Origin of the sequence: Pseudomonas sp. AP19 (genome assembly GCF_001728855.1) — a bacterium.
In the GTDB taxonomy this organism is placed as follows: Bacteria; Pseudomonadota; Gammaproteobacteria; order Pseudomonadales; family Pseudomonadaceae; genus Aquipseudomonas; species Aquipseudomonas fluorescens.
Genome location: NZ_LXJP01000001.1, coordinates 199,386 through 213,789, shown reverse-complemented (window position 1 = coordinate 213,789; position 14,404 = coordinate 199,386). Strand labels below are relative to the sequence as shown.

Annotated in this window: 13 protein-coding genes; 1 reads left to right on the top strand and 12 read right to left on the bottom strand. The window is 61.6% G+C overall.

Going from position 1 to position 14,404, the window contains the following annotated elements; all coding sequences use genetic code 11:
• Positions 1 to 6: 6 nt before the first annotated feature.
• The 6 genes from A7D21_RS00920 to A7D21_RS00895 form a co-directional block, all read right to left on the bottom strand.
• Positions 7 to 1,422 carry a PIG-L deacetylase family protein gene (locus tag A7D21_RS00920; protein ID WP_053254010.1) on the bottom strand — a complete coding sequence of 472 codons (1,416 nt, stop codon included), beginning with the start codon at positions 1,420 to 1,422 and terminating at the stop codon, positions 7 to 9.
• Complete coding sequence (locus tag A7D21_RS00915; protein ID WP_069550875.1) at positions 1,419 to 2,315, bottom strand: antimicrobial resistance protein Mig-14; 897 nt, start codon at positions 2,313 to 2,315, stop codon at positions 1,419 to 1,421. The genes A7D21_RS00920 and A7D21_RS00915 overlap by 4 nt, the downstream gene beginning before the upstream one ends.
• Entirely contained in the window at positions 2,315 to 3,445 is a 1,131-nt protein-coding gene (locus A7D21_RS00910) for a glycosyltransferase (RefSeq protein ID WP_053254008.1), read from the bottom strand. Before A7D21_RS00910 ends, A7D21_RS00915 begins: the two co-directional genes overlap by 1 nt.
• The gene (locus A7D21_RS00905) at positions 3,429 to 5,186 is read right to left on the bottom strand and encodes a carbamoyltransferase (RefSeq protein ID WP_017138507.1); all 1,758 of its coding nucleotides are present in this window, start codon (positions 5,184 to 5,186) and stop codon (positions 3,429 to 3,431) included. The genes A7D21_RS00910 and A7D21_RS00905 overlap by 17 nt, the downstream gene beginning before the upstream one ends.
• A 141-nt stretch (positions 5,187 to 5,327) precedes the next feature.
• Positions 5,328 to 5,684 carry a YceK/YidQ family lipoprotein gene (locus A7D21_RS00900; RefSeq protein ID WP_232005444.1) on the bottom strand — a complete coding sequence of 119 codons (357 nt, stop codon included), beginning with the start codon at positions 5,682 to 5,684 and terminating at the stop codon, positions 5,328 to 5,330.
• A gap of 65 nt (positions 5,685 to 5,749) precedes the next feature.
• Positions 5,750 to 6,085, bottom strand: a complete 336-nt coding sequence (locus A7D21_RS00895; protein ID WP_053254007.1) for a YceK/YidQ family lipoprotein — start codon at positions 6,083 to 6,085, stop codon at positions 5,750 to 5,752.
• A 172-nt stretch (positions 6,086 to 6,257) separates the two neighbouring features.
• On the opposite strand from A7D21_RS00895, the gene A7D21_RS00890 reads away from it, so the two are divergent.
• The gene (locus A7D21_RS00890; RefSeq protein ID WP_069550874.1) at positions 6,258 to 8,360 is read left to right on the top strand and encodes a TonB-dependent receptor; all 2,103 of its coding nucleotides are present in this window, start codon (positions 6,258 to 6,260) and stop codon (positions 8,358 to 8,360) included.
• A gap of 120 nt (positions 8,361 to 8,480) precedes the next feature.
• On the opposite strand, the gene A7D21_RS00885 is transcribed toward A7D21_RS00890, so the two are convergent.
• Genes A7D21_RS00885 through waaC form a run of 6 tightly spaced genes read right to left on the bottom strand, consistent with a single transcriptional unit; the run spans position 8,481 to position 14,403 of the window.
• Positions 8,481 to 9,932, bottom strand: a complete 1,452-nt coding sequence (locus A7D21_RS00885; protein WP_069550873.1) for a lipopolysaccharide kinase InaA family protein — start codon at positions 9,930 to 9,932, stop codon at positions 8,481 to 8,483.
• Positions 9,932 to 10,684, bottom strand: a complete 753-nt coding sequence (locus tag A7D21_RS00880; protein ID WP_053254004.1) for a lipopolysaccharide kinase InaA family protein — start codon at positions 10,682 to 10,684, stop codon at positions 9,932 to 9,934. The genes A7D21_RS00885 and A7D21_RS00880 overlap by 1 nt, the downstream gene beginning before the upstream one ends.
• Positions 10,681 to 11,415, bottom strand: coding sequence for a lipopolysaccharide kinase InaA family protein (locus A7D21_RS00875; protein WP_053254003.1), 735 nt, complete (start codon positions 11,413 to 11,415; stop codon positions 10,681 to 10,683). The genes A7D21_RS00880 and A7D21_RS00875 overlap by 4 nt, the downstream gene beginning before the upstream one ends.
• Positions 11,415 to 12,221 carry a lipopolysaccharide core heptose(I) kinase RfaP gene (gene rfaP / locus A7D21_RS00870; protein WP_069550872.1) on the bottom strand — a complete coding sequence of 269 codons (807 nt, stop codon included), beginning with the start codon at positions 12,219 to 12,221 and terminating at the stop codon, positions 11,415 to 11,417. Before rfaP ends, A7D21_RS00875 begins: the two co-directional genes overlap by 1 nt.
• Positions 12,218 to 13,342, bottom strand: a complete 1,125-nt coding sequence (locus A7D21_RS00865; protein ID WP_069550871.1) for a glycosyltransferase family 4 protein — start codon at positions 13,340 to 13,342, stop codon at positions 12,218 to 12,220. Before A7D21_RS00865 ends, rfaP begins: the two co-directional genes overlap by 4 nt.
• Positions 13,342 to 14,403 (bottom strand): lipopolysaccharide heptosyltransferase I, encoded by a 1,062-nt coding sequence (waaC, locus tag A7D21_RS00860; protein WP_053254000.1) that lies wholly within the window; start codon positions 14,401 to 14,403, stop codon positions 13,342 to 13,344. The genes A7D21_RS00865 and waaC overlap by 1 nt, the downstream gene beginning before the upstream one ends.
• Between the last annotated feature and the right edge of the window lies 1 nt (position 14,404).

Below are 14,404 nucleotides of genomic sequence, written 5' to 3'. Positions count from 1 at the left end.
TTAACGTTACTTGTGCTTGATGAACCAAAAAAGTTCATGCCGCCGGACGGCCTTGCGGAAAAACTCATTCTCACCCCACGGCGAAACAGCTCTCCCAGCCAGCAGGCGCTGTATGACCCGCCGCACCCGCCGCTTGAACGGCATCCTCGGTTGCAGGTCATGCATCATGCCCAACGACATCGCCTTGTCGCATTGACGGTCGTTGGATAACGGCAGGCAATAAGGCCACAACGTCTGAGTGGAATCAAAAACTGGCGGCAACGTGACACCGCTTCCCGAATCACCCATTGGCCAGCGGTCGTTGTCATGCAGATGGTTGGCGTAGCCGAGCAAGGTGGTCGGCTGCCACTCCAGGCCCTGCAAGGCTTCCAATACGGCCTGCTGGGCGCAGATATGATCAGGGTGCGGGTCAAGCAGCGGATGGGGCAACACGATAACTTCAGGGCGCGCCATCAACAGCACGGCCCGCAGGTCAGCCAACAGATTGTTCCAGGTGGGCTGGCCATCGGTGTCGGCAGGCAAAGGGAAAGGGTTGAATTGGCGAAATACCCGAATATCGCTGAGTTCGGCCTCTCGCGACGCCACTGCGCGATCCGGCTCGGCCTTCATCGCCGCCAACTGCAGGCAGAAATACCCAAGCTGAACCGAGTTTTCCGGCGGCACACCCGCCCAACGCGGCACGGCGATGCTGTCCCAGGCCCGCAAACGCCCCTTGAGCCTTGCCGCCTCAGGCTTGCCCAGGCCCATTTGCTGATAATGCTCGGCTTCAATCTCGCCGGCCGTCAACGTCACGATCCAGGGTTGCGCCGCCTGACTGTACAGACCAAAGGCTGCCAGCTCGGCGTCATCGGCATGGGGCGCAATCACCATCACCCGTTGCTGGCGCACATCTGGCTGGCGGAATACCGACAACACAGGCGTGCCCTGCACACGGCAGAACCGACCACTCAGCCGCAATTGCCCAGCGAGCAACGCTTGCGCCTGGCCGGTCAGGTTCAGATAACGCAGGCCATTGACGCCGCGCTCGAATACTTGGCGGTCACCGTCCGGCAGGGCGATGAACGGGTCGACAAAGCGGCCCAGCACACTGCTCTTGAGCCGCAGCGCGAGGATCAATGTTTCATCGCCCGACAGCTCGACGGTTTCGCCCAGTACCAGCCGGCCCTCGCTCAGCACCACCTTGGGCTGCTCGGTATCCGCTGCAAATTGATACTGGTAGTCATCCTTCGGCGAGTAAAACAGATGGTCGGCAAACCAGGCCTCATGGGCAACCCAGGCCAGCACTGCCAACAGCAGCGGCAGCCACCAGGCCACCAGCACACCCACGCCGATCAACACCAGCAAACCGACCAACAGCCCGATGCGTTTATTGCGGCGGTGGCGCTTGAGCAGCGCCTGCTTGCGGCTCGTAGGCTCACTCATACCGTGAACACCGGCACGGGGTTGCACCAACGGTCCTTGTACTCGCGGTCCGCACGGCCAAACGAAAACCGCAATGGCTTGCCGACTTCGCGCGCTTGCTCCCAGGCACTTTGGGTATTGAGGAAGCTCAATACACTGCCCGGGCTGAAGGCGCGGGTTTCGGGGTCAACGCCGCCATTGATGTACTCGACACTGATCCACTGCGGCGCTTCAACGCGGTAGACCAACTGAATGGCAATTGGCGCATCGTTGAGGAAGATCACCGAACCAATCAGCCATTCACGCAGCAGCTCAATCACCTGTGCCATGCGTTCGGCGCCCGTGGCGGGAAAGCCCCAGCGGCGCTGAAACAGGTCGCAGTAGATCGCCGCCAGCTCTGCGCTGGAAAACTCCTGCACCGGGCGCACCACACCGCCCGCCTCTTCCAACAGGCGCAACTCGCGGCGCTGGTTATAACGAAACTTCTTCGACAACTCTTCCGGGGTACGTGCCATGGCCAGTTGCTCGGCCTGCGGCTTGAGGCCTGCAAAGCGGCCCTCATTCAGCGCCGACAGGTAACGCGCGCGATGACGCAGCGCGGCTTGGGCATCCTCGGCGGCGGGCAGGATCAACTCGGCGTTACCCAGGTCGAACAAGCCTTTCTTGCCATGCCGTTTGAGGACATCCTTGGACAACGCCAGGTCCCGCCCCCAAGTCGCAATGCAAGCCTTGAGCTCACTGCCCTGCTCCCATGCCAGATAGCGCACAGGAATGTCGGCCAAGCCGGCAAGACGCTCGACCACCTGCGGATGCGTGGCAACACTGCCACCAAAACGCTGCCAGGCTTGGCTGTAGGTCGGCGCGTCAACGACGGACCAGCCGCGCTCGCGCCAGCCTTGGAATCGATTGAGCATCAAGCCCTCGCGGTCAATTCAAGTACGGGGGGCAACTGCCAGAAAGTAGCGCGCACCGCCGGGTCGGAAAACCGTTGGTGCAGGCGTTCCAGCATCATCTCGGCACACAGCTGGTGCTGTTGACGATCCATCGCCGCCAGGTGCTGAAGACCCTGGCCCAAGTGTTCGGCATCACCAAACGGAAACAGAATGCCCACGCCCTCGACCACTTCCCGGGCGCCGCCGCAGGCAGTGGCGAGCAACGGCACGCCGGCGACCATGGCCTCCAGCAACACCATGCCAAATGGCTCATGATCGGAGCTCAGGGCAAAGGCGTCGAACGCACGAAAATACCGACGCGCATCCGGCACCTGGCCGAGGAACAGCACTTGCTCGGCAATGCCCAGCTCGCGCGCCAGGGCCTTGAGGTCTTTCTCCAGGCGCCCGGTGCCGAGGATCGCCAAACGACTCTGTGCTGGCAAATGTGGCAACGCCAAGGCAAAGCCCTTGAGCAAGGTGGCCTGGTCCTTGTCCGGGTGCAGACGGCCGACATTGCCGACCACCCATTCATCCGGCGACAGCCCCAGGGCATCCCGCGCCTCATCGGCGGGCACCTGCAGAGCTTGCATGGCCTCGACATCGATGCGGTTATACAACGTCTGAATACGCGCTGCAGGCCAGCCCGGCAGGCAGCGACGCATATCATCGCGCACCGCATCGGACACACCGAGCAGGCTCAGGCGCTTGCTGAAAATCGACGCAAACAGCTTGCGGCTGCGGCGCCCGTAGTCACCAAACGCATGATGCACGCCGATCACCGGCAGGCGCGTGCCGAGCAAGGCGATATAGATCGGCTTGAACCGGTGGGCGATGCAGAAACTGAAGTTGCGCGACGCGGCGATCTTGCGCAGCTCACGGATGGCGCCCAGCTTCAGGCCACGAATGGCCTTGGAGCTGAACTCCATGAACAACACTTCATCGGATGCGCAACCAGCGGCTACCGCAGGGTCGGCGGCCCCGGTAAGAAACACGGTGGTCACCTTGTAGCCGGTGCCTGCGAACAAACTGGCGTACTGCCGCGCGCAGTCCAGAAACGGCCCGTCATAGCCGTGGCAGAACTGCAGGACGTGGCGCTCAGCCGACCGAGTCATAAGGGTCCACGCCGTCTTTGACGACCAGGATGTCTTCCATGATCAGGTATTGCAGGTCGGAGCCGAAGAACATGTTCAGCGCGTCGGTGGGCGAGCAGATCATCGCTTCGCCACGGCGGTTGAGCGAGGTGTTCAGCGACACGCCGTTACCGGTCAGCACTTCCAGCTCTTTCATCATGTCGTAGTAGCGCGGGTTGTATTCGCGCTTGAGCACCTGGGCGCGAGAGGTGCCATCTTCATGGACCACTTCCGGCACGCGGGTTTTCCACTCTTCCGACACTTCAAAAGTGAAGGTCATGAACGGCGCCGGGTGATCGACCTTGATCATCTGCGGGGCCACGGTGTCGAGCATCGACGGGCAGAAAGGCCTCCAGCGCTCGCGGAACTTGATCTGGTGGTTGATGCGGTCAGCCACGCCGGTGGCGCTCGGGCAACCGATGATCGAACGACCACCCAAGGCACGCGGGCCAAACTCCATGCGGCCCTGGAACCAGGCCACCGGGTTACCGTCGACCATGATCTTGGCGATGCGCTTGGGCATGTTTTCGATCTTGCGCCACACCGGCTTGCTCTCATGCTTGGCGCACGCAGCGATCACGTCTTCGTTGCTGTAGGACGGGCCGAGATAGACGTGTTCCATCTTCTCTACCGGTACACCACGGGCGTGGGACACATAGGCTGCCGCGCCAACTGCGGTGCCGGCATCGCCGGACGCCGGCTGCACGAACAGCTCTTTGACGTCGTCACGGGCAATGATTTTCTGGTTCAGCTTGACGTTCAGCGCACAGCCGCCAGCGAAGGCCAGTTTGCCGGTGTCCTTGAGGATGTCGCCCAGGTAGTGGTCGATCATCTGCAGGGCCAGCTTTTCGAACAGCGCTTGCATGCTGGCCGCGTAGTGGATGTACGGCTCGTCGGCGATATCGCCTTCGCGCTTGGGACCCAGCCACTCGATCAGTTTTGGCGAGAAGTAGAAGCCCTTGCCCTTCTCTTTATAACGGCGCAGACCGATGACGTTGGCGTAGTCGGTGTTGATCACCAACTCGCCGTTTTCAAACGAAGCCAGGCGCGAGAAATCATATTTGCTGGCATCGCCATACGGCGCCATGCCCATGACCTTGAACTCGCCGTCGAGCATCTCGAAACCGAGGAACTCGGTAATCGCGCCATACAGACCACCCAGGGAATCCGGATCGTAGAATTCCTTGATCTTGTGGATCTTGCCGTTTTCGCCGTAGCCGAAGAACGTGGTGGCGTACTCACCCTTGCCGTCGATGCCGAGGATCGCGGTTTTTTCCTGGAAGCCCGAGCAGTGGTAGGCGCTGGAAGCGTGGGCCAGGTGGTGTTCAACCGGCTCGATCTTGATTTTTTTCGGATCGAAGCCCAGTTGCTCCAGGCACCAGACGATCTTGTTGCGGTAGCGCTTGTAGCGACGGTTGCCCATCAGGATCGCGTCGAGCGCGCGGTCCGGGGCGTACCAGTAACGCTTGGCATAGTGCCAACGCGCCTCGCCGAACAGGCTGATCGGAGCGAACGGGATCGCCACCACGTCAACGTCGGAAGGCTTGATGCCGGCTTGTTCCAGGCAGAACTTCGCCGATTCGTAGGGCATGCGGTTCTTTGCATGTTTGTCGCGTACGAAGCGCTCTTCTTCGGCGGCCGCAATCAGCTTGCCGTCGATATACAACGCTGCGGAAGGATCATGGCTAAGGGCGCCGGACAGGCCAAGAATCGTCAATGCCACAGGGGTCTAGCCTCTTTTAGTCTGCATACAGGCGGGTTGCGCCTGAAAAAAGTGTGCCTCCCGCCTGAGCGAGAAACAGCTAAAGGGCGGGATTATAACTTAAAAGCAGTAGGAAGCTGTTAGCGGCAACCGGCAAGCGGACTACTTGTAGACCTGGATGTCGCCGTCCTGGCTTTGGCGGTAGACGGTGTAGGGCAGCACCAGCGTGTCGGCCAGACCCGAGGCCAGCGCCTCGATGGCAATGATCGGAAATATATTACTTGCCGGCTGGCCAAAGCCTGGGTTGTCTACGCCTTTTTCAGGTTTTGGCTCGCTGTTCAAGTAACAAAACCCGGATATCACCCCGCTGTAGATACGCGGCACGCTGCCACAGTGGCTGCGCGAATCCTTGAGGCCCTGACTGGTCACGGTGTCCGGGCGAAAGACCGTATTGATCGTTCCGCACCCTGAAAGCATCAGCAGGCTCGCGACCAACAGCACTTCGATTCCACGATTCACGAACAACTCCTTTTGCCTGAAAGAATGAAACCGGGCCGGCCCCGGCGCATTGATAACGCCTGTCACTACGAACGACCGGGCGGCCAGTAAACCCCCCTGTTACCCAGCGTGCTCTGCTGGTAAAGCGTGTAGGGCAGCACCACGGTATCAACAATACCCGACGCAGTCAGGTCCACCAGCACCAACGGTACGAGCACGCCGGTGTAGTCCGGTGGCGCGTTAAGCAGGCAAAAATTAAACGCCAGGCCGCTGTAGGCACGCGGGATGGATTCGCAATAGGTCTTCTGTTTGCGCAATTCACGCGTCGCCGCCAGGTCATCACGCAACAGCGTATTCAGCGTGCCGCAGCCGCCTAATGTGAGACTGGCGAGCGCCAATGCCACAGTCATTTTCAAGCTCATGGACGGTCCTCTCCCAGTGGTCCGCCACGCTAGCATCGACAAGACCGACACCCCAGACTCAGCACGCCCGCCGGCTCGTGAGAAAAATCCGAAATGGTAAAAATTGCCCAAGCCACTAAACTCGCGCCCTTTTGCGCGTTTATGCCCTATGCGCCCCAGATCCTGGCTGACCATGAAAACATTCGCCCGCCTCACCTTTTTGCTGCCCAGCCTGCTTGCCCTGAGCAACACCGCTATGGCCGACGACGCACCACTGATCCTCGACCCCAGCGTCGTCACCGGTTCGCGCAGCGCCAACCCGACCTTCGACCTGCCCTACTCGGTCGACAGCATCAGCCGTGAACAGATCAGCGACGGGCAACTCGGCATCAACGCCTCCGAAGCGCTGTCGCGGGTGCCCGGGCTGGTGGTCCAGAACCGTCAGAACTATGCGCAGGACCTGCAGATTTCCTCACGCGGCTTCGGCGCCCGCTCGGCGTTTGGTGTACGCGGCATCAAGCTGGTTGCTGACGGCATCCCCGCCAGCACCCCGGACGGTCAGGGCCAGGCGGCCACCTTCAACCTCGATACCGCCGAACGCATCGAAGTCCTGCGCGGCCCGGCGGCCACCTTGTACGGCAGCAATGCCGGCGGGGTCATCCAGATGTTTTCCCGCGACGGCGAAGGCCCGCCACGCATCGGCGCTGAAACCCTGGTGGGCAGCGACGGCTTGAACAAAAACCACCTCACCGCCGAAGGCGCGGCGAACGGCGCCGGTTTCGTGCTTGACGCCTCGCGCATGGACACCGACGGCTACCGCGACCACAGCAGCGCCCGCCGGGACCAGACCTTTGCCAAGCTCAACTTCCAGCCGGATGACGACAGCAAGCTGGCGCTGATCTACAGCAGCCTGGAGCAAAACGGCACGCAGGACCCGCTGGGGCAAACCTGGGCCGCGTACAAGGCCGACCCGCGTTCGGTAGCGCCGGCCGCACTGGAATACAACACGCGAAAAAGTATCGATCATCAGCAATTAGGCATGAATTACGAGCGCTACATCGGCGATGCGACGTTGCAGGTCAATGCGTACACAGGACGGCGCAGCGTGATTCAGTACTTGTCGATTCCGGACAAATTCGCCAGTGGCGCACTCAACCCGGCAAACGCTCGCGGCGGCGTAGTGGCTTTCGACCGCAAATTCTACGGGGGCTCGGTCCACTGGCTGCAACCCATCACCAGCGCCCCCGGCGACCTGACGCTGATCACCGGCCTTGATTACGACCGCAGCCAGGATGATCGCCAGGGCTATTCCAACACCCTCGACGGTGTGCACGGTGTCAAAGGCGCATTGGGTCGCAATGAAATCGACACTGCCACCAGCCTCGACCCCTTCGTACAAGCCAACTGGCTGCTGGGCGACTGGACCCTGCAGGCAGGCCTGCGCCACAGCACCATGAAGATGGACGTGGACGACCACTTCCTCCGCGACGGCAATGACAGCGGCAGCAAGACCTATCAGAAGAACACCCCGTCGGTCAGCGTGATGTATGCCTTTACGCCGGACCTGCATGGGTACGTGAGCGCGGGCAAAGGCTTTGAAACCCCGACCCAGGCCGAGTCGGCTTATTCGAGCAGCGCCAACGGCTTTAACTTTGCGCTCAAGCCATCGGTCAGCCAGCAGTACGAAGTCGGCCTGAAGGCAAAACTGGGCGAAGACACTCGCCTCAACGCCGCGTTATTCCAGATCACCACTGAAGACGAACTGGTCGTACAGCAATCCAGCGGTGGGCGCACCACCTATCAAAACGCTGGCCGCACCCTGCGCCGAGGCTTGGAGTTGGGCCTGGAAAGCCAGCTCAGCCAACAGTGGAGCACCCACCTCGCCTACACCCGCTTGCAGGCCACTTACGACAGTGACTTCGTCAGCGGCGGCAACACGACCATCAGCAAAGGCAACTACTTGCCGGGCGTACCGCAAACCACGCTGTTTGCCGAGCTGAACTGGAAACCCCGCGACTGGGTGAGCACCGCCCTTGAAGGCATGTATCGCAGCAAGGTCTACGTCGAAGACACCAACCAACAACGGGCAGCACCGGGCTACAGCGTGTTCAACTGGCGCGCACGCTTTGAGCAGAAGGTGGAGCACTGGACCTTCCACCAGACGTTGCGCCTGGATAACTTGCTGGATCGCCAGTACGTCGGTTCGGTGATTGTCGGTGACGGCAATGGTCGCTATTACGAAGCGGCGCCGGGGCGGTCGTGGTATGCGGGAGCGGGGGCTGAATACCAGTTTTGATCAGGCCATGTAGCGCCTGAGCGGCCGCCTTCGCGCGCAAGCCCGCGCCCACATTGGACCGCGTTTACCAATCAACATGTGGGCCGGCGGGCATGCTCGCGAAAGGGCCGAAGACCGGCTTTAACCGGCGACGCCGACCTCTCGGGGCAAACGCTGGTCGATCCGTTGGTACAAGGCGCTGCTCTCAGGCCAGTTGCGCATAAACCGCGCGCGGTCCTTGGCAAACGCCGGGGCGAAGCTGGCTTCACTGCGGTGCTGGCACATGGCATCGAGGTCAATCAACGCCCAGCGATCCTCGGCCCAGAACAGATTATGGCCCTTGAAATCGCCATGGCTGATGCGCTCACGAATCAACTCGGCAAACAGATGATCCAGGGCCAGCAGTTCGTTTTCGGGCGCATCGCCGTTCTCAACATACGGTGCGAAGCGCTCGATGATGTCCGGCCCCGGCAAGTAGTCGGTGACCAGATAAGCCCGGCTGCGCAGCCAGAAAAAACGCTTTTCCAGCACAGCCAGCGGCTTGGGCGTGGCGATCCCCAGAAAGGCCAGGCGGTTGCCTTCGCGCCAGGAGTGCCAGGCACGACTGGGGCGCCAGAAACGCTTGAGCCAATGGGCGAACCCCTTGATGTTGTAGCGTTTGATCACCAGCGGCCGACCGGCCACTTCGACCTTGGCGACAGTGGCCGCACCACCGGTCTTGTACAGGTGGCCCTGATCAAGCAACGCATCGGCCTGCTCCAGCACCGGTAGCATCGCAGGCGCTTCCTCGCGACGAATCGCACGCAAGGCAAAGGCGCCACGCACCACGCTGAACAGCGTGCACTCACGACCGACCTTGTTCAAAAAGTCTTTCAAGCGCCAGGCACTGACCTTGCGCACCTGCTTCTCCAGGGCTTCCAGCGGCAACGCGTGCTCGCCATTGCCCAGCAGGTAATACACCAGCAACTCTTCGGTGAACGGCTCAAGGTTTTTCGGCAGCTGGGCGAAAAACACCCCGAGGTTTTCCAGCACCCGATTGCGTGACAGCGGCTTGCCCGCTTCTTCGACGCGAATCCCGGCACCGTCAATCAGGTACAGCTTGCCGTCCTGGCGCAGCAGGTTGTCCAGGTGCAGGTCTTCCTGCCACAAGCCTTTGCTGTGCATCTGCGCGATCGCAGCCAACGCCTCGGCGAGCACGGCGGTCTGTTCGTCCGCCAACGGCGGCAAACCTTCGACCGCCTGCCAGGCATCGGCGAGGCTTTCGGCGCCTTCAATAAAGTCGAACAGCAGCCAGCCACCCTCACCTTCCTGCAAACCATCGGCCAGCAGCTGCGGCGTGGTCAGGCCTTGCTCAGCCAGCAGGCGGACGCCGCCGAGTTCGCGCTGAAAATGCCGTGCCGCCTTGTTGCCCACCAACAATTTGGCCAGCACCGTGCGACCGCGCCACACGCCTGCGCCCACATAGCGCTCGCCGGGCAATACGCGCAGCAGGCTGAGCAATTGCAGTTGCCCTGGGCCAGCAGCATCCGCCAGCTCGATGGTCAGCGGGAGGTCAGGCGTGCGACCGGCTTTTTTCAGCTCAGACAAACGCATCAGCGCTTCTCCTTGTGACTGCGACGGGCCGTCAGGCGCTCGAACCAGGCGGTGGTCAGCGAGCTGTCTTCAGGTTGATCCAGATAGGCCGCCAGCAATTGCCGCACGTGGGCATCCGACCACTGCGGCGCGCGCCGCAACAGCGGTTCCAGGTCCTTGACCCGGTCGCGCCTGCCGAACAGTAACGGGCGAGTTTTCTCCAGGTCGATCAACTGCGCGGCATAACCTGTGCCTGTGGCCTGCAGGAAAATATGCTTGGGGTAAAAACAGCCATGCACCTGACCCACGCTGTGCAGGTGTCGCGCCAGCTGACCGCAGGCCAGCAAGATCGCACGGTGCTGGGCATCTGTCAGTTGCGACCATTGCTCCAGCAATGAATCCAGGTCGTTCCAACCGTCCAGGGCACGGGTCAGCAACATCGCACGGTGCTCGCCATTGACCTTGCGCTCACCGAAAAACGCCGCCTGCAACGCCGGAATACCGCGCTCGCGATAACGGCTGATGTTACGGAATTCACGGGCAAACGTCGGCTCGCCAAACGGCTTGCTGAGTGTGCGTGTCAGGTAATTGCTCTGGCGCTTGAGGTAGTAGCCCTGCCCTTCAAGCTCCAGACGAAATACGCTGCTCCACCCCCCATCGCTGGTATTGGGTTCATCCACCGCGTCCAGTTGCCTGGCCCACAGGGCATCGAAGTCAGCCAGGCCGTTGCGCTCAAGCAGAGCGCGATCTTCGGCCGCCAGGAAATCACTCATTCGCGCCCCTCGAAAAACTTCACCACGTGGCGAATCCGCTGTTTGTCCGACGCCGTCAGGTGCGAGCGTTGGCGATATTGCAGGTAGAAGCGCAGGCGCTGGGTAGCCGACAAGTGATACTTGGCGACTTTGTCCAGGCAGGCCAGGTCTTTGGTAATTCGGTACTTGAGCCAGAACCCGCGCCAGAAATCACCGTTGGGGCAATCGATCAGGTACAGGGTCTGATGATCGTCGACCAACAGGTTGCGCCACTTCAAGTCGTTATGGGTGAAGCGATGCTCGTGCATCGTACGGGTGTATTCAGCAAGCTGGCGACTGATCACGCTGACCCACTTGGGGTCTTTCAAACAGGCATCATTGCGATCGGCCAGCACCGACAAGTCAGCGGTTCTCGGCAGCTCGCGGGTGATCATCGCCCCCCGCGCATAGGCCAGGCCCTTGCGCTCCAGGCCCCAGGCCACCACGTCGGCGGTAGGAATCCCCCACCTGGCGAAGCGCTTCAGGTTCTGCCATTCGGACTTCACCCGCGGCTTGCCCAGGTAGCGGCGCAGGCCTTTACCGGCACCGACGTAACGCTTGACGTAGAAATTGACCCCGCCGCGCTCTACGCGGATCACTTCCGACAACGGGTCGCGCGTCAGCTGCTCGCCCTGCAGCGCAAACACCGCCTCAAGGCTGCCGAAATCATCCGCCAGTGCGGCGTAAGCAGGTTCCAGGTTCCAACCCGCCATCAGAGCGCGTCCCCGTAGCGTTGTTTGCGCGCATAAAGCTTGTCGGCCTTGGCCTGCAGCCACTGCAGCAAGGGGCTTTCTTCGGCCAGGATCTGGCGCAGCGGCTGCTGGAAGTAGCCCTTGAGGAAGCGCAACTTGTCGCGACGCGTGAGGCCGATGTCCAGCGCCGAAAAGTACAGCGCGGCCAAGTCTTTGTCGCGCCAGCGATGGCTGATTTTGTCGCGCGTCTGGGCGCGGTGCAGGTCGATCACCGACAGTTTGAAGTGATCGAAGGTGACCGGCGTATCCGTGTGCAGCAGGAAGTGGCAGATGTAGCAGTCGCGATGGTTGACCCCACCGCGATGCATCATGCCGGTCATCCGCGCCACTTCAGCGATCAGCGCGCGCTTGAGGCGCGGCTCGGGCGGCTGTTTGGCCCAGTTGATGCTGAAATCTTCAAGGCTGACCGTAGGCGCCAACTCTTCGGTGATGATGAACGAGTGCTGGTCGGCCGGGTTGCTGCCGCGCTCGCCGTACGCCACGGCGGTCATGGTCGGCACGCCGATTGCCTGCAGGCGCTCGATGGCCTGCCACTCCTGACCCGCGCCCAGCACCGGCAGCTTGGCGGTGACCAGGTTCTTGACGATCTCGCCCCAGCCGATGCCACGGTGGATCTTCACAAAATAACCACGGCCATCCACTTCGGTACGCAAGGTGCGCCGCGCTTCAAGCTCACGGTACACCTCGCCTTGCAGCCGCTCGACTTCGGCGAACGCATCGCGCCCGGCCCAGAGGGTCTTGAACGGCTCGGCAAGCATCAACTTCATCGTTTTGGCTCCGCCAGAATCACATCCGCCGCGTGCTGCGGCATGCTGTAGAGGTCAGCCGTCTCGGCGAAGGCCAACCCATTGCGGCCCCAGGCCGCGCGCTGTGCAGTGTCGGTGAGCATTCGCGCCAGATACTGGTTGAGCTGCGCCTGTTCAAAAGGCTCATCCAGCACCAGGCCGCTGTCGGCTTCGGCGATGTAATGGGCATAACCACACACGGCCGAGACCAGCACCGGCAAGCCGGCCACCAGCGCTTCGAGCAACACCGTACCGGTATTCTCGTTGTACGCCGGGTGGATCAACAGGTCGGCGCCCAGCAGGAATCGCGGGATATCGCTGCGCCCCTTGAGGAACTGCACGTTATCGCCCAGCCCCAAAGTGGCGCTCTGCAGTTGGAATACTTTGGGGTCGTCCTGGCCAATTACAAACAGGCGTGTGCGTTTTTTAAGTTCTGCCGGCAAGGCGGCCATGGCCTTGAGGCTGCGATCGACGCCCTTGGTCTTGAAGCCAGAGCCGATTTGCACCAGCAGCAGGTCGTCCTCGCCCAGGTTGAATTCCTGGCGGAAGCCTTCACGCAGCTCGGCGGCGTTGGGCGGTGCGCGGCGGTCCTGGGCAATGCCCGGTGGCAACAGGTGGAAGCGCTCCAGCGGGGTGTCGTAATGCTTGATGAACAGCGGCTGCTGCACTTCGGAGATCATCAAGACTTCGGTCTTGGCATCCTTGGCAAACACCGCACGCTCGTACTCGGCGAAGTGCTTATAGCGGCCAAAGCTGCGGTACAGCGAGTGGCGCAGGTTTTGCGCCTTGTCTTCAAAGCAGCCGTCGGCGGCGTAGTAAACGTCCAGGCCCGGCATTTTGTTGAAACCAATCAGACGGTCCACCGGGCGCTTGGCCAGGTCGGCCTCCATCCACGCGCTGAGCTTCTCGTTGCGCCGATGATTGAAGAACGCCTTGACCGGCGCCACCAGCACTTCGAAACCCGGCGGAATCTCGCCTTCCCAGATCAGCGTGTAGACACGAATCTGATGGCCGCGCTGCTGGCACTCCAGGGCGATACGCATGAAGTCGCGCTGCAGGCCACCGAAGGGGAAATATTTGTACAGAACAAAAGCCAGTTGCATCAGTGCAGCTCCTCAGCCAGTAACAACGTGCTCAGTCGGCTTGCCACACGCTCAGGGTTCAAGCGCGTGAAGCACAGGGGCGACTCGCGTTTGATGTCGAACCGACGCAGATCGTCGGCCGTTGGTTGATAGGTACAGTGTTTTTGCAGGCACGGCGCACAGGGGAAGTCGCTGGCCAGGTGAATCTGGCCCTTGCCGTAAGCGCCGGTCAGGCCGGGGTTCGTCGGGCCGAACAGGGAAATGGTCGGCACGTCCAACGCAGCGGCCAAGTGACCGAGGCCGGTGTCCACCGCCACGCAGGCGCGGGCGCCAGCGAGCACACGGGCCACGCCGGCGAGGTTCAGCTTGGGCAGCACTTCGGCGTTCTGCAGGCCTTGGGCCAAGCGTTCGGCGCGGGCTTTTTCGTCGGCATTGCCCCACGGCAACTTCACGTCCACACCCAGGCGACCCATGCGTTCGGCCAGCTCGCGCCAATAGGCTTCGGGCCAGTGCTTGGTGTCCCAAGTGGTGCCGTGCAGCAGCAGCACAAACGGTTTTTTCGGCGGCAGGCCGAGCAGCTTGTCGACGCTCAAACCGTAATCGCCCAAGGCTTTGGGCAAGTCATAGCCCAGCGCCACGGCGAACAGTTGGCGCAAACGCTCCACTGCATGCTGCCCACGGGCCACAGCCAGGCGTCGCGAGTAGAAGCGCGCAGCGATTGGCTCGCGGGCGGAGTGTTTATCGAAGCCCGCCACCGGGGCACGCACGTAGCGTGTCAGCCAGGCGCTTTTGAGCAGGCCCTGGGCGTCGATTACCAAGTCGTATTTAGTCGACTGGACGCGCTGCTTGAAGCGGCGCCACTCACCGCTCTTGAGGGTTTGCCAGATGTTTTTGCGCCAGCGGCGAATCGCCACCGGGATCACCTTGTCCACCGCCGGGTGCCAGGTGGGGATCTCGGCAAAGCCTTCTTCCACGATCCAATCAAAGCGAATGCCAGGGATTGCCCGCGCCGCGTCGGTCAGTGCCGGCAAGGCGTGGATCACATCGCCCAGGGATGAGGTCTTGATTACCAATACGCGCAAA

What these genes read in the sequence shown, in the direction of transcription:
- A7D21_RS00875 (WP_053254003.1), bottom strand. Translation starts at nt 11,415, where the DNA reads ATGGCGGGTTGGAACCTGGAACCTGCTTACGCCGCACTGGCGGATGAT.
- A7D21_RS00880 (WP_053254004.1), bottom strand. Translation starts at nt 10,684, where the DNA reads ATGAGTGATTTCCTGGCGGCCGAAGATCGCGCTCTGCTTGAGCGCAAC.
- A7D21_RS00865 (WP_069550871.1), bottom strand. Translation starts at nt 13,342, where the DNA reads ATGCAACTGGCTTTTGTTCTGTACAAATATTTCCCCTTCGGTGGCCTG.
- A7D21_RS00885 (WP_069550873.1), bottom strand. Translation starts at nt 9,932, where the DNA reads ATGCGTTTGTCTGAGCTGAAAAAAGCCGGTCGCACGCCTGACCTCCCG.
- A7D21_RS00920 (WP_053254010.1), bottom strand. Translation starts at nt 1,422, where the DNA reads ATGAGTGAGCCTACGAGCCGCAAGCAGGCGCTGCTCAAGCGCCACCGC.
- A7D21_RS00890 (WP_069550874.1), top strand. Translation starts at nt 6,258, where the DNA reads ATGAAAACATTCGCCCGCCTCACCTTTTTGCTGCCCAGCCTGCTTGCC.
- A7D21_RS00895 (WP_053254007.1), bottom strand. Translation starts at nt 6,085, where the DNA reads ATGAGCTTGAAAATGACTGTGGCATTGGCGCTCGCCAGTCTCACATTA.
- rfaP (WP_069550872.1), bottom strand. Translation starts at nt 12,221, where the DNA reads ATGAAGTTGATGCTTGCCGAGCCGTTCAAGACCCTCTGGGCCGGGCGC.
- A7D21_RS00915 (WP_069550875.1), bottom strand. Translation starts at nt 2,315, where the DNA reads ATGCTCAATCGATTCCAAGGCTGGCGCGAGCGCGGCTGGTCCGTCGTT.
- A7D21_RS00910 (WP_053254008.1), bottom strand. Translation starts at nt 3,445, where the DNA reads ATGACTCGGTCGGCTGAGCGCCACGTCCTGCAGTTCTGCCACGGCTAT.